Below are 19393 nucleotides of genomic sequence, written 5' to 3'. Positions count from 1 at the left end.
AATTTATCTTCAAGTCATAATTTCCTACCACATAAGAATTGATTTATTTCGATCCCAGAAGAAAAAACAAATTCTTATTGGCGATAAAACCTACCTCTAAAACGCGGTCGCTCATCTTCGAGTTCCTTCGACAGAGGTTTTCTCATTATAACACTGTACTTTGGAAATTTATCTTCAAGTCATAATTTCCTATTATAACACTTGTACGATCGAAAGTAGAGTGGAAAGCGCTATTTTTTTGCGGGCTCATTACATTGCTCGAATGGTTATTAAATTGTATGCTGAAGGAAAGTCGATTGGACAAAATAAACGGTGCACGAAGGGGTGTTAAGCATGGAGCAGCAGACGGATCGTTATTATCCGACAAAGGGCAGAGTCATTCTGCATCTCGATATGAATGCGTTCTACTGCTCCGTGCATGAAGCGGAGGAGCCGCATCTCTATCGTGATAAGCCGACCGCAGTTGCAGGCAGCGTTGAACTGCGCAAAGGGATTGTCGTTACTTGCTCCTATGCCGCTCGCAGCAAAGGCGTTCGAACAGGAATGACGGTGCGGCAGGCGACGCGTCTCTGTCCGGAGCTTATTCTTATTCGGCCTGACTTTGATCTGTATCGGAAATATTCGCGCGGATTCATGAGCATCGCGATGCAATATACACCGCTGGTTGAAGCGACGTCGATCGATGAATGCTACCTCGACATTACTGGATCCAAGCAATTCGGCACACCGCTCGAAATTGCGCGTACTATACAGCAGAGGATCTGGAATGAGTGGTCGCTTCCTTGCTCGATTGGCGTGGCTCCTAATAAGCTGCTGGCGAAGATGGCTTCAGATATGCACAAGCCCAAAGGTCTTACTGTGCTACGGCTGCGGGATGTGCCTGCCGTGCTGTGGAATAAGCCGTGCGATACGCTGTTTGGCGTTGGCCGCAAGTCAGCTGAGAAGCTGCGCAAGCTGAACATCATGACGATCGGCGAACTGGCTGCAGCAGAGGAATCACTTCTGGTAAGGAACTTTGGTGTATACGGCAGTTGGATGAAATCGGCAGCGCATGGACACGACGATTCGCCGGTAAAGGAAGGCCGAGATCGCAATAAGTCGGTTGGTCATATGACGACACTGGCGGCAGACGTGATCAAGCGGGAGGATGCGCACCGCGTGCTTCTGAATCTTGCAGACCAGACCGGCCGACGACTTAGGCGGCAGAAGCTGATGGCAAAGACGGTGCAGGTGACGATTCGGCGTCCCGATATGTCCACGATTCAGCGGTCTGTGACGCTCGAGGTGCCGAGCGAAACAGCGGACTTATTTTATAAAGAAGCGTGTAAGCTATTCGATGCCAATTGGCAGGAAGGTGAGCCGGTACGGCTGCTTGGCATTACCCTTGCACAGCTGTCGCCGCGCGAGGAGACGGCCGTTCAGCTTGACTTGTTCAGCTATGAGGAGCAACCGAAGAAAGAGGCGCTGACACGCGTTATGGATGCGCTCAGGGACAAATTCGGAGAGGCGGCAGTGCTTACTGCGGGCATGCTTGGCGATGATCCATCCGCCTTAATTCGAAATAAACGAATTAGAGGGACATCCTTGCAAACAGACGAGCATATGTTATATAGTGAGGAGTAAGAGTCATGGATTATGGCGAATTCGTTCTAATCTGTATAAGATATCTGCTTGTCAACGCATCAATTTAGGAGGGTTCAAAATGGGCAAATTTACGTGGGTCGAGAAAGATACTTGCATCGCTTGCGGCGCTTGCGGGGCAACGGCTCCTGACATTTATGATTACGACGATGAAGGTCTTGCTGAAACGATCTACAATGGCGACGGAAACACCGGTAACCAAGAAATTCCGGAAGATCTGTACGACGATCTGCAGGATGCAGCTGACGGCTGCCCGACGGATTCCATCAAGATCGCAGACGTACCGTTCAACGCTTAAAATATGCGCATCCAAGAAGCCTTGTCCATCGCGGACAAGGCTTTTTTTGATGTCTGATCAGGGTAGGCGGTGTTGGTGAGGTTGGTGCGAATAGGTAATGGTTGCAGGAGCGTCCTATTGTCGGGATATCAGGGCCTATCCTGCCCTAACGGTTGCAGTGCAACGCTAATCGAGTGGAAATGGCCATTCTTTGATGTAAAAAGTGCCTATAAGTGTTAAGACAACCGTTAGCGTAGGAAAAGGTACTAATTCAGTTGAATAAGCGCTGTTGTAACCGTTAGACTGCCCGCATGAGGATTCGCATGCACTTCATCAACCATCCCCTCATCGCGAATAAGGCTGCGCGGAAAAAATCATTCTAGTCGCAAGCGATGTGAATTGACTTCGCTCTGCTTCCGAGAGCGCATCCGCCATCTCCGTCAGATACTGCACGATTCGGGCTTCGCCCTCTTCGATCAACTGCCTCCCTAGCTTCGTAAGCCTCACAAGAAAGCCGCGCTTATCATGCGGAGATACGACACGTTCAACGAGACCACGCCGCTCTGCACGATCGATAAGGCCGGTAATGCTCGATTTGTCCAAGCCGAGATGCTGGGCAAGCTGCTGCATGGTTGGTTCGCGGTCGCGCAGTATGCCGAGCAGACGAATTTGAATAATCGATAGATCAAGCTCTGCACCGATTCGGTTCAGCGCGTTATGGACCAGGAAGGAAAACTGCACCATGCTGTCGACGAGAGAAAGCCCATCTTCTGATGGTGTAAAAGGATTCGTCACATCATCCACTCCATACAGTTGTTGTCTGCTTATTGTAACACACAAACTGCCCATTGACTTAGTACGTCACACAAACTATTATAGTTTGTGTGACAAACTAAATGAGCGTCAATTGCTCCTATGGAGGGTGTACGGAATGATGAATGCAGCTGTGGTACGATCATTCGATAGAGGTCCGCAATATGAGGAAATTGAAGTGCCCGAGCCGAATTCACCGCATGAGGTAGTCGTTGATGTGCTTGCAGCTGGTCTGCACCACTTTGTGCGGGCACAAGCGAACGGCTCGCATTATTCGAGTAGAGGCGAGAATGGACTGCCGCTTATTCCAGGCATTGACGGCGTTGGACGGCTCCCGAATGGGCAACTGATCTATTTTGTTTCGCCGGATACATCGATTGGAACGATGGCGGAGAAGACGATTGTCGACCTTCGCCGCAGCTTGCCGCTGCCGGATGGTACGGATGTTGTACGTATCGCCGCAGCGATGAATCCTGCAATGTCCGCGTGGGTGGCGCTGCGCCGACGGATTCATTTTGAACCAGGGCAGAAGGTGCTTGTGTTAGGGGCAACAGGAAACTCTGGAATGATGGCGGTGCAGATTGCCAAATTATTCGGAGCGGGTCAAGTGATTGGTGCGGGTCGTGATCAGGAGCGGTTGGAGTCGCTGAAATCACTAGGGGCGGATGTAACAGTTTCTCTTGCAGGCGATTTGGAGGAGGCGACTAAATGTCTGGGCGAAGCAGCTTCGGAGGTCGATGTCGTTATCGATTATTTATGGGGACAACCGGCTGCGCTCACGATGCTCCCACTATTAAAGAAGCGATCGGACCGCAGCCGGCCATTGACTTGGATCCAGATTGGTTCTATTGCAGGCGCCACGGCAGCGATTCCATCGGCAGCGCTCCGTTCAGCGAACTTCCAGCTCGTCGGCAGCGGTCAAGGCTCGGTTACGATGGCCGGATATCTAGCTGAGCTGCCTTCATTGATTGACACGATAGCCGCAGGCAAGCTTCAAGTGGATGCGGTGACCTGCCCATTGTCCAACGTTGCAGAAGTTTGGGATGCACCAACGCTCGCGGGGGAGCGAATGGTGTTTGTACCTGCTGTTCGTGAGTAAATCGGCATCTATTTGGTCGCAATGATCATAAATCGTTTCGCATTCGTTCTTATCCCTTGCTGCGTCTGATTGTCTGCAATGAATCGCTCAAGTATCGCAAAGTCGTTCTCGTCTTGGCCGAAGTTCGGGATGATCGGAGTATGCTTCAGCAGAAAAATAAGATCCTCAGCGCGATGATAGTATTCGATTGCATCGTATTCGAACGATTGGACCGAGCGGAAGCCAGCTTCAAGAAGCTCCACCTGATACTGCTTCAATAAGGTGCCGTCTGACACGCCGAAAGCTTGGCCACGACCAAAAGCCTGTTTAAGATTCTGCTTGTCTCCTTCGCAGACCTGTTGCGTCAGGAAGCATCCATTGCTGCACAGAACTCGGCATACCTCCGAGGCAAGAAAGCTGCAATGGCGGTTCGAAACGATGTTGAAGAACGAATCAGGGAAGTCCAGCGACTGATCTGCATCCATTGGCAGTAAGCGTACGTTGGATTTTCCTGATTGCTCGATATTCGCGTTCGCGGTCTCCAGCATGCCGGCAGCATTATCGATCCCGATGAGCAGCAAGGCCGAATCCGCAATCGTCAGCAGAGCTTCTCCGCCGCCCGTACCGATATCGAGTAAAATATCCGATGGGCCGCATCGCGCGGCAACCTCTCCGTAGAAATCCCATAGTACGCCCTTTGTTGTACATTTGACGTGGCTGAAATTCCAACCGTTCAATCGGCCGACTTGTTCGTAAAACTGCTTGTATTGTGTTTGATTCAATGTAAATCATCCTCTCATGAGATTAGATTGTTCCGATTAAAGCGCTTGTTCGTTGCAGAGTCGGGTCCAAAGGGCAGAGAACCCCCTTGTTAGCTGGTACGCGTGTGACCCAGCCCGACAATTAGCTACTTCGAACGATTCGGAACATGCCCCATTTCACCCCATGCGGAAGAATGCCCCTATTATAAGTCGGTGGATAGCGATCAAGCAACATTCTTTCTATTCCATTCCATTCGATTCAAGTTCAACGAAATCATGTCTCTATCCGATATATATAGAGAGAAAAGGTAACGCGATCGGAGGGGGACAAGATAGAGATGGATCCGATTCGGAATTCAGAGCATCTGAAGGAATATGTGAAGCTGCATCCGGAGAATCGGATGGCCTGGTATTTGCTCGGAAAGCAATATGAGCAGCAGGGGAGAGCGGCGAAGGCGAATTATTGTTTCATTCAGGCTGGCGATATATATGAAGCATATGAGCAGCGGCCAGATCCGTTGTCGGAAGCACAGGAGCAGGTGCGGGCGCAGGCTGAGCATGCGATGGAATGGCTGCGGAAGGAGCGAAAGCGTCGAATTCGTTGGCGGGCTGCTTATGTTGCTGCTGCCATCTTGCTGATAGCCATTGTGTTCTCCATTAGCCGCTCGAAGACGAACCATGTTGCGGCTCCTGCTGTGAAGTCTACCTCATCGTCAGCTATCGGCGTTGCGCTTGTTGAATCAACAACGGCAGATGAATTGGGTGATGCGATGCAGCATTTGATGGCGGGAGATCAACGGGCGGCGCTTGGAATAGCGGCCAAGCTGCAGCAGGAAGGCAATTGGCGCAACTGGAATGGAACGACGGAGCTGCTATTCGCTGTTGAACAGCTGCCACAAGGCGGCGTCATGCAGCTCAGTTGGTATGAGTCGCGGCTGTGCAACTGCTCGCCGGCTGATGCAACGAAATCTTATGCCGCATACACTGATTGGACACAGGAACAGGAGCAGCGCTGGACGCTGGCCAGCGGAATCCGCCATTATTATAGCCGTACGGGTCAATGGCCGGCATCTGTCGATGACTTGGTCAAGCCTTATCCGAACAACTATCTAGCAGGCGATACGCCAATTATGCAGGCCATGTTCGAGCGGTTGTTGACAGAGCTGAAGCGCGAGTTGAAGGGACAAACGTCTGGGGGAGACAATGGCAATGCTGGAGCGCAAGGCGACCAGAAGGGTAATGCAATCGGGAAAGCTGCAGCAGGAGTTGGACAGAATGCCGCATCCCAATCTGATGCTAAGTGGTCCAATACGCCGCTGCAAATCCGTGTTGATAAAATGACGCACAGGCTTGCTGTTATGAGCGGTGACATTATCGTCCGTTCTTATAAAGTAGGGTTAGGCGCAGATCGAACGCCTGAAGGGTCGTTCCTCATCAGCGAGAAGGTTAGAAATCCGAATGGTCGTGATGATGGACCTTATGGCAGCAGAGGCATGACGCTGTCGGATACGAATTACGCCATTCATGGAACAGATGAACCGCAAAGCATAGGCGTAGATGATTCGTTAGGTTGTATACGAATGAGCCAAGAGGATCTGGAGGAGCTGTATGACCTGGTGCCGCTGGGCACGAAGGTGACGATACAGCAAGGGGGCCTGCCCGCCACTGTATCGGTACCGGCGGAACGTTTCCACCTGGAGCCGAAACAGGACGAGACAAACCCCCGTCGTACCTATGCATGGTTGACCTAAATCGTGAATCGAATGGATTAGGTGAGAACCAGCAGCAAGATCATGGCGATCAGAATGACGCCAAAGATGCCAACCCACCAGTATAACATTTTCTTGTTAACGGCTTCAGGCTGCTTAGCTTTCATCGCTGGTGCTTTACGTTTCGGTGCGCTCATGCACTTCACCCTTTCTATCGAACCAAAGTAATGATCTACCAATGCTATTATTGTAATCGTTTACTTCCATAGCTGCAATACTTGGGCATAGAGAAGGGCCGCATTCATGCGACTTAAGGGCTGCAACTGATGTTGCAGCCCTTTTCTTTTCGTTTAGAAACAGATAAACTGAAGAGTAGAGAATTTAGACATATATAGAGGAAAGAACGGAGTGACACATCAGTGCTGTATTCCAAAATATTCAAGCCGTTTATGTTCCGGCTTGATGCTGAACGTGCGCATCATTTGACAATCGACGGACTGGCGGCTGCAGGTCGTATTCCTGGCGCAACGTCGATACTGAGTTCGATGTATGGCGTCAAACCTTCGCCGGAGCTTGCGGTTGATTTGTTCGGCCTGCATTTTGACCATCCGATCGGCTTGGCAGCCGGGCTTGATAAGAACGGCGAAGCTACGGATGGCTTCTCGCACATTGGCCTTGCGTTCATGGAAGTTGGTACGGTAACGCCGAAGGGGCAGGCTGGCAACGATCTGCCACGGTTGTTCCGCCTCCCGCCAGACCAAGCTCTTATTAACCGAATGGGCTTCAACAATAAAGGAGCCGAAGCGATGGCGGACAAGCTGTCGCGCAGACGCAGCCATAAAGTACCGCTTGCGGTCAACATCGGCAAGAACAAAGTGACGCCTAACGAGCTGGCGCATGAAGATTATCGGAGCTGCATTCAGACGCTGTATGATCAAGGCGATTTCTTCGTCGTCAACATCAGCTCCCCGAATACGCCGGATCTGCGCGCCTTGCAGCATGGCGATGAATTGAAGCTGCTCCTCTCTACCGTGAACGAGGAGATGGGCAAGCAAGCAGCGAAGCGTAAAGCGGCAGTGAAGCCGATTCTGGTGAAAATTGCACCGGATATGACGGACGAGCAGCTCGAATATACGGTCGATACGATTGCGACAAGCGGCGTGTCCGGTATAATCGCGACGAATACGACGTTGTCTCGCGAAGGACTTACGCATCCGAATGCAAAAGAAGCGGGCGGCATGAGCGGCAAGCTGCTCAGCGCTCGTTCGACACAAGTCATTTCCTCTGTCTATCGTCAGACAGGCGGCAAGCTGCCCATTATTGGTTCGGGAGGCATCTTTACGGCTGATGACGCATACGATAAAATTCGCGCAGGTGCGAGTCTGGTCGAGGTTTATACGGCTCTAATTTATAAAGGGCCGGATTTGTTCCGCGAGCTGACCGATGGATTGAAGGAACGGCTGAAGCGTGACGGATTCCGATCGATCCAAGAAGCGGTAGGCTCCAATCACCACTAATCGAATCAGGAGGCGGCCGGATGGACGGAAGGAACTGGACATTATTTCTACAACCTTATGAACAGACGGTAGAGGAGCTCAAAGTCAAATTCAAGACAATGCGTGCCGAGCTGAAGATGCGAGAGGCATATGCTCCGATCGAGTTCGTAACCGGCAGAGTTAAGAAAATTTCAAGTGTCTTGGAGAAAGCGAAGAGGCTGAACGTTGCGCCCGATCAGCTGGAACAAGGAATCGAAGATATTGCAGGCATACGCATTATGTGCCAATTCGTCGATGATATTCATCGTGTAGCGTCTCTCATTCGATCGAGACACGACTTGACGCTTGTATATGAGAAAGACTATATAACGAATTATAAGGACAGCGGCTATCGCAGCTACCATATGATTGTCGAGTATCCGGTTCAGACGGCGCTCGGACTCAAGAAGGTGCTGGCTGAGATTCAGATTCGGACGCTCGCGATGAATTTCTGGGCGACAATCGAGCATTCGCTGAACTATAAATATAAGGAAAGCTTGCCGGAGGACGTCAAGGCGCGGTTGAAGAAGGCGGCAGAAACCGCCTCGCTGCTCGATGCGGAGATGTCCAGCATCCGGCAAGAGATTATCGACGCACAACGCGACTTCGAGGAAAACTCCAACGTCGTATCGCGTGTGCTGACAGGCATTCAGCATCTGTACTTCTATAACCGCTTCCGCGAAGCGGCCCAGTTCCAACTCAAGTTCAATGAGCTGTGGGAACATGAGGATGTATTCGGCTTGAAACAGCTGTCAGACGATATTGAACAGGCAATTGTACGAGCCAAGCGCGGCAATTAGCCTCAACATCCACATGAAGACCGGGCCGGCCTTGCGGTGAGCCCGGTTTTTCATTTGCAGCGGGATAGTTAGCGCACATGAACGTGCGTGCTCTATTGGGGCTTAACACTTAACTACCTATACGCCCCTAGCCATCACACGTTTCATATTCTGGTGCTTATGGCTCTGGTAAAAATTACGCTCGAACAAGAGTTGTGCCCCACAGGGGCACGCGACTCCAAGCACGATGTGACATACACGCGCCTTAGTATCGCCACCATCCCTTCCGGTGTCCAGGGGACGGGAGTCCCATGGGGCCCTCCCTTGCAGGGAGGGTTTGGGTGGGTAGAATAAGCTCGAACAAGAGTTGTGCCCCACAGGGGCACGCGACTCCAAGCACGTTGTAACTTACATGCGCCTTAGTATCGCCACCAGCCCCTTCCGGGGTCCAGGGGACGGGAGTCCCATGGGACCCTCCCTTGCAGGGAGGGTTTAGGTGGGTAGAAAAAGCTCGAACAAGAGTTGTGCCCCACAGGGGCACGCGACTCCAAGCACGTTGTAACATACACGCGCCTTAGTATCGCCACCATCCCCTTCCGGGGTCCAGGGGGCGGGAGTCCCATGGGGCCCTCCCTTGCAGGGAGGGTTTGGGTGGGTAGAAAAAGCTCGAACAAGAGTTGTGCCCCAAGGGGGCACGCGACTCCAAGCACGATGTAACATACACGTGCCTTAGTATCGCCACCATCCCCTTCCGGGGTCCAGGGGACGGGAGTCCCATGGGGCCCTCCCTTGCAGGGAGGGTTTAGGTGGGTAGAAAAAGCTCGAACAAGAGTTGTGCCCCACAGGGGCACACGACTCCAAGCACGATGTAACGTACACGCGCCTTAGTATCGCCACCATCCCCTTCCGGGGTCCAGGGGACGGCAGTCCCATGGGACCCTCCCTTGCAGGGAGGGTTTGGGTGGGTAGAAAAGGCTCGAACAAGAGTTGTGCCCCACAGGGGCACGCGACTCCAAGCACGATGTAACGTACACGCGCCTTAGTATCGCCACCATCCCCTTCCGGGGTCCAGGGGACGGGAGTCCCATGGGGCCCTCCCTTGCAGGGAGGGTTTGGGTGGGTAGAACTCTTTCAGTTGAAATCATTTAATAAGTTTTAGAAAAAAAAGAAAAAATGGGGTCAAAGGGGCCAAGCCCCTTTCAGGAGGACACTGATGAGACAACAGTTGCCTGAAGCGTTCGTCAACGGGATGCGGACGCTGCTCGGTGAGCAATTCGATGCTTTCATGGCATCTTACGATGCGCCGAGACTTTATGGCCTGCGTTCGAACAGCTTGAAGATCGATCCGGAGCAGTGGCGGCAGCAATCGCCGTTCCATCTTCGCCCGATCCCGTGGTGTGAGACGGGCAGTTATTATGATGGCGACGACCGGCCAGGCAAGCATCCTTACTATCATGCGGGCCTCTATTATATTCAAGAGCCAAGCGCGATGGCGCCGGTAGAGCTGTTGAACGTACAACCTGGCCACCGCGTGCTGGATCTATGCGCAGCGCCAGGCGGCAAGTCAACGCAAATAGCGGCGAAGCTGCAGGGTAAAGGCGTACTAGTCACCAATGACAACGCGGGGGAACGGACGAAGGCGTTGGCTAAGAATATTGAACTCGCCGGTGTCCGCAACGCGGTCGTGCTCAATGAGGAACCGGCATCGCTGGCACCGGTGTTCGCAGGCTGGTTCGACCGGATTCTGGTCGACGCACCGTGCTCTGGCGAAGGCATGTTCCGTAAAGATGAATCGATGATCGCCTCATGGGAGCGGCATTCGGTAGAGCGATGTGCAGGCATGCAGCGGGACATTGTCAAACATGCGTCACAGATGCTGGCACCTGGCGGCATTCTCGTATATTCGACCTGTACCTTCTCGCCTGCAGAGAATGAGGTGCAAATTGCTGATCTCCTCGCTGGCGATCCTAGGCTGGAGCGGGTTTCCATACAACTGGCGCCGGGTTTCGTAGAAGGGCGTTTGGAGTGGGGACAAGCTGACACGAACGGTATCGAAGGCCGTAGTACTCAGGAGAGCAGCGAGAGTCTAGGCGCGAATGAAGCACAAGTGACTGCTGGCGATAAGCAAGCTAGCGGTGAAACAGCCTCAGCTGATGGTCGTATAGCGGAGTCGGGAATGGCGCGGTTGTGGCCGCATTTGCTGGATGGCGAAGGCCATTTCGTTGCAGTTGTAAGACGGAAGCCACTTCCAGTCGATGGACAAGCTGAATCCGATGCTGCGGCGCAACAGGCTGGTAGTCGTGAAGAAGTGCTCGCAGCCAGCGAACCACCAATTGGACGCGGCAAGCGTGACCGAATGGAACGCCGCGATGAGGGACGTGCGGCACGTAGCGGTGATCGTTCTTCGCGCGGAAGCAATGGCGGGAAAGGTGCAGCAGCTGGTAAACATGCCAATGGCGGCAAAGCCGGCGGCGGAGCTGCTGCAGCGGTGGCTGTTGATCCGGCTGAAGCTTGGCGAAGCTTCGCGGACGAGCATTTGATCGGCACTGACGAATGGACGGGCAGACTCGTCGCGTTCGGCTCGCGCGTATATTGGCAGCCGGAAGGGCTGCCATCACTCGACGGGCTGCGAGTCGTTCGAGCAGGCTGGTACTTGGGCGATGCGGGGCGGCATCGTTTCGAGCCATCGCAGGCGCTTGCACTTGGGCTGCGTCGAAGCGAGATGAAGCGGTCGTGGAGCGGCAGCGCGGACGACGCGGCAATCATGCGATTTTTGAAAGGGGAAACGCTTCATCTGGCGACAGAGGAGCTGACCGTCATCGGAGATGATACGGCACACAAAGGCTATACGCTGATATGTGTGGACAACTACCCGATTGGATGGGGCAAATATGCGTCCGGCATGCTCAAGAACGAACTGCCGGCAGGTTGGAGATGGGTGTAACGATGGCGAAGAAAGATAAAGCAGCAGGAGCAAGGCTTCGGCTGGACAAGCTGCTGTCGAATATGGGCTATGGGACACGCAGCGAGATCAAACGAGCGGTGAAGCAAGGGGTTGTCACCGTCGATGGCAAAGTCGTGAAGGACAGCGGCATTCAGATTAAGCCCGATGAGCAGCAGGTTGCATATGCAGGCGAAACGGTTGTCTACCGCGACGTCATCTATCTGATGATGCACAAGCCGCCGGGCGTCGTCTCTGCGACGGAGGATACTCGCGATGAGACGGTCATCGACCTGCTTGAGACAGATGATCAGGTGCTGGCACCTTTTCCAGTCGGAAGATTGGATAAGGATACAGAAGGTTTGCTGCTGCTGACGAATGACGGCCAACTCGCACATGATCTGCTGTCACCGAAGAAGCATGTGCCCAAAACCTATATAGCGAAGATCCACGGCAGCCAGCCAGTGAGCCTGCATGATAAGAAGCAGTTCGAGCAAGGCGTTGAGCTGGATGACGGTTATGTCACGCTGCCTGCTCAGCTAGTTGTTGATTCTGCAGAGCTGCTTGGCGAGCTGTATGAATGTTGGATTACGATAACGATTCACGAAGGCAAATATCATCAGATTAAACGGATGTTCCAGGCGGTCGGCAAACAAGTTGTTTATTTGAAAAGGGTGTCGATGGGGCCGCTCAAGCTGGATGAGTCTCTTCCAATTGGCTCATATCGCGAGCTTACCGAAGAAGAGTTGGAACTGCTGCGAGCGCACAAGAACAGCGACCGATCTTAACAAACGTAAAGTGGAGAGTGAGAGACATGACAAGAGAAGTGCTGCCATTCGAATTAATAGCGTTGGACGTAGACGGAACCTTGCTGACGGATGATCATGAACTGACGGAAGGAACGCGCCAAGCGGTTCGTGAAGCTGGACTGCGCGGTGCGGAAATTATGGTATGTACGGGCCGCGGTCCTGGCGGTGCTTTTCAAATTATGGACAAGCTTGGCCTTCAGGGCATCGTTATTACACATAACGGCGCGGCGACGATCGATGCCGATGATAAGCGAATCGTTCATCAGTATGAATTCACGCTGGAGCAGGCAACCCGCTATATGAACTATTGCTGGGAGCAGGGGGTTCATTTTGACCTGAATACGGCATTCGATCTGTATCTGTTCAATGAGTTGGATCAAGAAGGGCTCGACATGTATGCCAAGTACGGCATCGTGCCGATCGTCATCGAGAAAGATCAAATTCCAACGGGTCTGGTCAAAATGACGGTATTCGCGGATCCGAAGACGCTTGATAAAGTTGAGGCTGAATGGCGGACTTGGGAGACGGAGCTGCAGATCATCCGAAGCGGCGAATACTTCATCGATATTCAGCATCCATCGGCGAACAAAGGAAGCGCGCTTGAGCAATACGCGAAGCAGCAGAACATTCCGCGCGAGCGTGTCATGGCGATCGGCAACTATTATAACGACATCGGGATGCTTCATTTTGCAGGATTGGGCGTTGCGATGGATAACTCGCCTGAAGATGTGAAGGAAGCGGCAGATGAACATACGCTCTCGAATGCAGAGGACGGCGTCATGCACGCGTTGAATAAATTCGTATTAAACGTATAGAATGATGGGAACGGAAAAAACGCCAAGCAGCTAAGCTGCTTGGCGTTTTCTGTATTGGTGTCGCATAGCTCTGGTGATTAGTACAAGATTCCGCGAGTAACAATTACCAGCAGAATGAACAGAACCAGGATGACACCTGCCGTCGTGAAACCTCCACCGCCGTATACACCGGACATGCGATATTCCTCCCTGACTCGAATTCCGGCACCCAAGGCTGCTGTATCTTGTTGTTCGTCTTCCTTGCTGCTCGGTATACAGTATAATATGACGATCAGCCCGTAACGTTTGGACATTTGCCCTGTATCCCGCAAGTTTGGGCAGAAACCTATCCCTTAATTGCGATGGATGCGTCGAAAGCATGAAGGACGTTCGACCGTGCATGATGGCTGTGTCGGAGACGATTATCCGATGCTGCGCTGATAATTAGGACACGCATCGGTGTTTATGTGAGACGGCGAAGGCCTTTGGGCAAATGGTTCTTAAGCTGGCCGCCGCTTGCCTTGGCCCAGCCAAGCGGGAAGCCATCGGCTGCGACGATGGTCCAGCCGGAATAGTTGTTATCGTCTTGCAAAGCTTCACCGCGTAGATAAGCTGCGGTCTCGGATGCATCAGCACCGAAGCTGGCTAGTCTTGCGATTTCCTCGGAACGGACGGCGAGTGCGAGTGCATGAGCAGGTTCGATCCGTTTCGTCTTAAGTTCGCCAAGCTGGAGACCGGGCCGTACGACCTTCAGCCCTTCGATGGAGGCAGCGCTGAAACGGCCTTCCTTGTCATGAGGCAGCCAGTAGAGCGCTTCTCCGAAACGAACAGGCTCACCAGGTCCAAGCTTGAAGCCAGGCAGCGCTTCTTCAGCGAATGCTTCGAACAGGGCCATGTCGGCGGCAAGAGAGCTGTTATTGCCCGGCTTGGCTTTGCCTTTACTGCGCTGAGGCGCATTCCGATTGTCTCGGCTTGCGATTTGATTAATCGGGACGAAGGTGGTGCGCCCCACATCATCACCTGTTGTTTTGAACAGCACCGCGACAAAATGGCCTTCGCCCTCGCAACGATGAGGCCATAGACGTTCTGTTATTTCGAGTTTGAACTCAGGATGTGCTGCAATGAAGGCAGCCATTGCGTTCTCATTCTCCGAACGGTTGAACGTACAGGTTGAATAAACAAGTCGTCCGCCGGGCTTCAGCATAATCGCTGCATGTTCTAAGATGTCTGCCTGCCGATCCGCGCACATCTGGACATGATCCAGCGACCATTCCCCGATAGCATCAGGGTCCTTGCGGAACATGCCCTCTCCAGAACAAGGCGCATCGAGCATGATGCGGTCGAAGAACTGCGGGAAGCGTGCAGACAGCACATCCGGTGGTGCACAGGTGACGACGGCATTGCGAATGCCGTATCGCTCGACATTTTCGCTTAGAATGCGGGCCCTTGCAGGATGAATCTCGTTGGAGATGAGGAGACCTTCGCCTTGCATACGGCCGGCGATCTGAGTTGTTTTGCCGCCGGGTGCAGCTGCCAGATCGAGAATCGTCTCGCCTGGCTGAGGATCGAGTGCCTGCGCCGCTGACATAGCGGAAGGCTCTTGGATATAGTAGATGCCTGCGGCATGGTAAGGATGCTTGCCGGGGCGTGCAGCTTCATCATAGTAGTAGCCGGTCTCGCACCATGGGATTGGTCGAAGCGCAAACTGTTGCTGAATGGATTGAATAGCTGGAAGCTCGGTGCTGCTGACCTTCAATGGATTCAGACGCAAACCGTAGGCGCGCGGAGCTTGGAAGCTGGCAAGAAATTCGTTGGCTTCTGTCTCACCAAGAAGTTCTCGCATCTGCTGGACATAGGTGTCTGGCAAGGGGACGGTGGTTCTTGTAGACGTTTGTGTTTCAGATGTATCGGACAATGGAACGCACTCCTTCTATGTAATAGAACCAATTATGTGTTAGTACTCGGTCAGTGGATTAGGGATTAAGGTGGTAAAATACAGAAGAAGCCAAGGCGCCTGTGAGAGGGCCTTGGCGTTCTGTTATGCGGATCGGTAACCGCCGACGATTACCGTCCGCGCCGTCCGCCTCCGTTATTGGAGCGGCCGCCGCTGCGACCGCCGCCATCCGAGCGACCGCGGCCACCACCGCCACCACCGCCGCTGCGTGGCGCGTCGGAACGACCACGTCCGCCAGCATTGCCGCCGCGTCCTTCGGAGCGACCGCCTCTGCTGCTGCCGCCTGCGCTGCTGCGGCTGCTCGCTGGCGCGGAATCCCAAGGATTCGCGCTGGCATCAGCACCGCGTTTGTTCGCTAGCACGCTGCCGCCTGCAAACGATCCGCCGCGTGGCGCAGATGAACCGCCGCCGCGTCCCGCTGGCGCATTGCCTCCACGCCCTGCGGGAGCATTACCGCCGCGCCCGGCAGGTGCAATACCGCCGCGTGGAGTTGAGCCGCCACGGCTGAGCGTCGGTGACGGTTCGTTCCATGCGTCGGCATCGAAGCCTCGTTTGCCGCCGCCAGCATTGCCGCCGGAGCGAGAAGCGCCGCCGCGACCGGCTGCTGGAGCTGCGCTCCAAGAGCTGGCTTGCGCTGCTCCGCGACCGCGGCCCGAAGTGGATTCGCCACGGCCACCACGGCCTGCAGCTGCTGCGTCACCGCGTCCTGCATTACCGCCGCGACCGCCGGAACGCTGATCAGCGCCGCCCGCTCTGCCTCTGCCGCGCGGACCGCCGGACTGCCCACCGCGGGAAGCTGCATCTCGCTCTTCCTGAGCACGACGACCTTGCTTATCAGGCTTCACGCGAACTGGCAGATCCCCACGAGCAACAGCCGAGTCGTCGCGGCGTTCAATTCTAACGTTGAGCGCGCGCTCGATGTGAGCCAAAGCCGCTGCATCGCGCGATGTCATGAGCGTCACGGACATGCCATTGTTGCCGGCACGGCCTGTCCGGCCGATGCGGTGAACGTACGATTCTGCATCCATTGGCAGATCGTAGTTGAAGACGTGAGTGACGCCTTCAACGTCGAGACCACGTGCTGCAACGTCCGTCGCAACGAGTACTTGCAGTCGCGCGTCACGGAACCGCTTCATAACCTGCTCGCGCTTCGCTTGCGACAGGTCGCCGTGCAGTTCATCACTCTCGATGCCCTGCTCTTGCAATGCTTCGTTCAGCTTCTTCGCACGAACCTTCGTCCGGCAGAATACGACCGCGAGGTATGGACGGTAACGTCCGATCAACTCCACAAGCGTATCCTCTTTGCGACGGTCCGTCGTCTCGATCGCGATCTGCTTGATCGTATCGACTGTTATGCGTTCCGGCGTGATGCGTACATCCTCCGGATTGTTCATATATTCGGAGCCGAGTCTGCGGATCGGGTCTGGAATCGTTGCAGAGAACAGCATCGTCTGACGATTCTGTCTCGGCATCTTGGCGATGATCGATTCAACGTCAGTAAGGAAGCCCATGTGCAGCATTTGATCCGCTTCGTCGAGGACGAGCATGCGAACTTTGCCGAGTGAAACCGTCTCGCGGCGAAGGTGATCGAGCAGACGTCCAGGCGTCGCTACAATAATATGCGGCTGGCGGTTAGCCAGCTTGCGGATTTGGGATTCAACGTCCTGACCGCCATAAGCGGCGAGGACACTAGCGCCTGCAGCGGGTGCGAGCTTCGCCATCTCTGCTGTAATCTGAAGCGCCAGCTCGCGCGTTGGCGTGAGCACCAGCGCTTGTGTTTGGTCCTTGCTCGTATCGATGCGGGAGAGCAGCGGAAGCGCGAATGCCAATGTTTTGCCCGTACCGGTCTGCGCTTGCACGATCACATCCACGCCTTTCAGCGCGAGCGGGATTGCTTTGGTCTGAACCGGGGTAGGCGTTGTAATCCCATATGAATTGAGAACACTCGTCAGCTCTTGCGAGACGCCAAGCGTTGCGAACGTAGTTGCCATTGTCGTATAAACTCCTCTTTGTATACGGCTGTCGTAAACCGTCTTAATCCTATCCAGTATACCAGTAACAGGGCTTTGGTGCACCTTTCCTTCATTGGAATGACTGGTTTGCAATGAGAAGTGCCTATGCTATACTATTGCCGAACATATGATCTTCTAGGCGATGCAGCATTGCGGGAGAGATTAAAGGGTGATGACAGTATGGCATTCGGCGTAAGCAGACAAGAGCTGCAGGAATGGAAGAAAAGCGTGCTGCGCGGCGAAATCGCCCTGCTGACGCATTACTGGTACGATGAACGTTGGCCGGACAATCGGACGATTACGAAGGTTGGCTGCAACGATTTGGATCGATTGGCAGAATGGTGCCGGACTCACGGTCTTGATCCGAAGTATATTCATCGACGGGAGAAATTCCCGCATTTTGACCTTATAGGACCAAGGCAACGAACGATATTGGAGCAAATGGGCAGGCGGGACATGGCGGACAAGTTTCGATTATAAATGAATAAAGCGGTTTCATCCGAAAGCATCGGAGACTTCTCTTTGGGGAAGTCTCTTTTTTGTATGCTTATTCACCCTAATGCTGCTCTATAGGAAACCTCCGAAGCCCGTTTAGAAGCAATGGGCACAGCTTATATTGGAAACATTAAGTTGTTAGAACGAATGGGAGTAAAGGGTTGAAACGCAATGTACACAATCAGAAGATTGAGAGGTGCCTGTCATGTTGAAGATTAGTAGTTCAGAGCAGAAAACGGACAGAATCATGCTAGCTTTCGACTATTCGTATAAGAAGATGTTGCTGGACGAAATACGCCAACTGCCAGGGCGTTCATGGCATCCAGAAGTACGCGCATGGTCCATTCCGATTGTTGAGGCCAGCTGCAACGCGTTAATTGCGATGTGCACAAGGAAAGCTGTCGACTGTGAGGTTGAGCCCGATCTACTATTCCGTGTGCCTATGTTGGCGAATCTTGTGGAGAACGGGCGGTCCATCGCTGCTGAATGGAGGGCTGTTGGGATTGCAAAGAATGTTGATGAGCATATGCGAAGACGTGGATATGGCATTCGGACGCGCAAGGCGTATTGCGGACATATCGAGCGATTTATGATTGATCATGGAGGCGAGGTGGAAGATATTCAGAATGAGCAGATCCGTGAATATACGCTGAAACTGATGGATGCCGGCAGAGCTCATGCTTATGTGAATCAAGCAATCAGCGCGCTTCGTTACTGGTTGTGCGAGGTGGAGGGTCGCAAGGATTTCCCTAACAAGTGGGAGCGGCCTCGTCGTCAGCGCAAGTTGCCGAATGTGCTGTCAGTCGAGGAAGTGCTTCGATTGATTGGAGCCGTCCCCAATATGAAGCATCGAACTTTGCTTGCGCTAGTTTATTCCGCGGGACTCCGAATAGGCGAGGCCGTCCGGCTGAAGCCGCAGGATATCGATCCAATCCGTAAAGTCATCAAAATCCGACAGGCCAAAGGCGCTAAGGATCGTTATACCGTTCTGTCCTTTGCAGCATACGAGATGCTTAAGAGCTATATGAAACAGGAGAAACCGCTGCATTGGTTATTCCCTGGAGCAGATCCGACTAAACATCTGACAGAACGCACGATACAGCATGTGTTTGAACGAATGAGAGATGAGCTTGGTCTTCGTTCTACGGCGACCGTTCATACGCTCCGGCACTCTTTTGCCACCCATCTGCTCGAAGAAGGCACTGACTTGCGCTATATTCAGGAGCTTCTAGGCCATGCCAGCCCCAAAACGACTCAAATCTACACCCATGTCACCATCCGCGACGTTCGCCGCATCCAAAGCCCCTTCGACCGGGCATTAGCCTCCGATCAAGTCGGCAGCACGCTGTTTAATGACAATGACAATGACAAGTGAGGCAAGAAAAGACAAGAAAGGCGATCTATAAAGATAAAGATAAAGATATCTATGGTATGGAATATTATAGTAAAATAGTATTAAGGTAGTCGGGATTTCGGCTGGAGAAATATGAGCGATAGGAGGCAATTCAGTTCATAGATGATTGAGGTGGATTTAAAGTTTACATCAATTAACATCAAAAGGTTGCTATGATGAACGAGAAAACAATACGCAGAAAACAACGGAATCAAGATCAATCTGCGATATTCAGAGATACACACGGTTAAGGCGAATACATGAATTTCAGAGACAAGGTAGTTAGGCGACATTGCCGAAGAGATATTCAAAGAAGAACCCAAACAGCATTCTATACGAAGAAGAAGTCGCGAAGAAAATGCAGAGAAGAAGATGAACCCAGTGTTACTGGACGCGCCTAGG

The 19393-nt window shown here is 53.1% G+C and carries 17 protein-coding genes; 11 read left to right on the top strand and 6 right to left on the bottom strand.

The genetic code is table 11. The annotated features are described in order from the left end of the window. The first annotated feature begins 333 nt into the window (after positions 1-333). The gene (locus H8B09_RS12325; RefSeq protein ID WP_191203849.1) at positions 334-1623 is read left to right on the top strand and encodes a DNA polymerase IV; all 1290 of its coding nucleotides are present in this window, start codon (positions 334-336) and stop codon (positions 1621-1623) included. Positions 1624-1702: 79 nt separating this feature from the next. Continuing rightward, positions 1703-1939: a ferredoxin gene (locus H8B09_RS12320; protein WP_110045035.1), complete on the top strand. Its 237-nt coding sequence runs from the start codon at positions 1703-1705 to the stop codon at positions 1937-1939. 324 nt (positions 1940-2263) lie between these two features. Here H8B09_RS12320 and H8B09_RS12315 read toward each other — a convergent pair whose 3' ends face one another. Then, positions 2264-2713: a MarR family winged helix-turn-helix transcriptional regulator gene (locus H8B09_RS12315; RefSeq protein ID WP_318152601.1), complete on the bottom strand. Its 450-nt coding sequence runs from the start codon at positions 2711-2713 to the stop codon at positions 2264-2266. Between the two features lie 136 nt (positions 2714-2849). Between H8B09_RS12315 and H8B09_RS12310 the strand changes: the two genes are divergently transcribed. Then, entirely contained in the window at positions 2850-3830 is a 981-nt protein-coding gene (locus tag H8B09_RS12310; protein ID WP_224753556.1) for a quinone oxidoreductase family protein, read from the top strand. Positions 3831-3838: 8 nt separating this feature from the next. Here H8B09_RS12310 and H8B09_RS12305 read toward each other — a convergent pair whose 3' ends face one another. Continuing rightward, positions 3839-4591 (bottom strand): class I SAM-dependent methyltransferase, encoded by a 753-nt coding sequence (locus H8B09_RS12305; protein WP_191203847.1) that lies wholly within the window; start codon positions 4589-4591, stop codon positions 3839-3841. Positions 4592-4908: 317 nt separating this feature from the next. On the opposite strand from H8B09_RS12305, the gene H8B09_RS12300 reads away from it, so the two are divergent. Then, complete coding sequence (locus tag H8B09_RS12300; protein ID WP_191203846.1) at positions 4909-6321, top strand: L,D-transpeptidase; 1413 nt, start codon at positions 4909-4911, stop codon at positions 6319-6321. A gap of 17 nt (positions 6322-6338) precedes the next feature. Here the strand turns inward: H8B09_RS12300 and H8B09_RS12295 are convergent, their stop codons facing one another. Beyond that, positions 6339-6476 carry a hypothetical protein gene (locus H8B09_RS12295; protein ID WP_191203845.1) on the bottom strand — a complete coding sequence of 46 codons (138 nt, stop codon included), beginning with the start codon at positions 6474-6476 and terminating at the stop codon, positions 6339-6341. 222 nt (positions 6477-6698) lie between these two features. Between H8B09_RS12295 and H8B09_RS12290 the strand changes: the two genes are divergently transcribed. The 5 genes from H8B09_RS12290 (at position 6699) to H8B09_RS12270 (ending at position 13158) form a co-directional block, all read left to right on the top strand. Then, complete coding sequence (locus tag H8B09_RS12290) at positions 6699-7796, top strand: quinone-dependent dihydroorotate dehydrogenase (RefSeq protein ID WP_191203844.1); 1098 nt, start codon at positions 6699-6701, stop codon at positions 7794-7796. Between the two features lie 20 nt (positions 7797-7816). Continuing rightward, positions 7817-8614 (top strand): GTP diphosphokinase, encoded by a 798-nt coding sequence (gene yjbM / locus H8B09_RS12285; RefSeq protein ID WP_191203843.1) that lies wholly within the window; start codon positions 7817-7819, stop codon positions 8612-8614. Positions 8615-9806: 1192 nt separating this feature from the next. Further along, positions 9807-11537, top strand: coding sequence for an RsmF rRNA methyltransferase first C-terminal domain-containing protein (locus H8B09_RS12280; protein ID WP_191203842.1), 1731 nt, complete (start codon positions 9807-9809; stop codon positions 11535-11537). 2 nt (positions 11538-11539) lie between these two features. Then, complete coding sequence (locus tag H8B09_RS12275; protein WP_191203841.1) at positions 11540-12322, top strand: pseudouridine synthase; 783 nt, start codon at positions 11540-11542, stop codon at positions 12320-12322. 26 nt (positions 12323-12348) lie between these two features. Further along, entirely contained in the window at positions 12349-13158 is an 810-nt protein-coding gene (locus tag H8B09_RS12270; protein ID WP_191203840.1) for a Cof-type HAD-IIB family hydrolase, read from the top strand. A 77-nt stretch (positions 13159-13235) separates the two neighbouring features. Here the strand turns inward: H8B09_RS12270 and H8B09_RS12265 are convergent, their stop codons facing one another. The 3 genes from H8B09_RS12265 to H8B09_RS12255 form a co-directional block, all read right to left on the bottom strand. Further along, positions 13236-13334, bottom strand: coding sequence for a hypothetical protein (locus H8B09_RS12265; RefSeq protein WP_006036210.1), 99 nt, complete (start codon positions 13332-13334; stop codon positions 13236-13238). Positions 13335-13600: 266 nt separating this feature from the next. Beyond that, entirely contained in the window at positions 13601-15052 is a 1452-nt protein-coding gene (locus tag H8B09_RS12260) for an RsmB/NOP family class I SAM-dependent RNA methyltransferase (protein ID WP_224753555.1), read from the bottom strand. A 149-nt stretch (positions 15053-15201) separates the two neighbouring features. Continuing rightward, positions 15202-17082: a DEAD/DEAH box helicase gene (locus H8B09_RS12255; protein ID WP_191203839.1), complete on the bottom strand. Its 1881-nt coding sequence runs from the start codon at positions 17080-17082 to the stop codon at positions 15202-15204. A gap of 201 nt (positions 17083-17283) precedes the next feature. Between H8B09_RS12255 and H8B09_RS12250 the strand changes: the two genes are divergently transcribed. Beyond that, positions 17284-17583 carry a hypothetical protein gene (locus H8B09_RS12250; protein ID WP_191203838.1) on the top strand — a complete coding sequence of 100 codons (300 nt, stop codon included), beginning with the start codon at positions 17284-17286 and terminating at the stop codon, positions 17581-17583. 220 nt (positions 17584-17803) lie between these two features. Further along, complete coding sequence (locus tag H8B09_RS12245) at positions 17804-18973, top strand: tyrosine-type recombinase/integrase (protein ID WP_191203837.1); 1170 nt, start codon at positions 17804-17806, stop codon at positions 18971-18973. Positions 18974-19393: the final 420 nt, after the last annotated feature.

The organism is Paenibacillus terricola (assembly GCF_014779765.1).
Lineage (GTDB): Bacteria > Bacillota > Bacilli > Paenibacillales > Paenibacillaceae > Paenibacillus_T > Paenibacillus_T terricola.
This window is presented reverse-complemented; position numbering and strand designations above follow the sequence as displayed.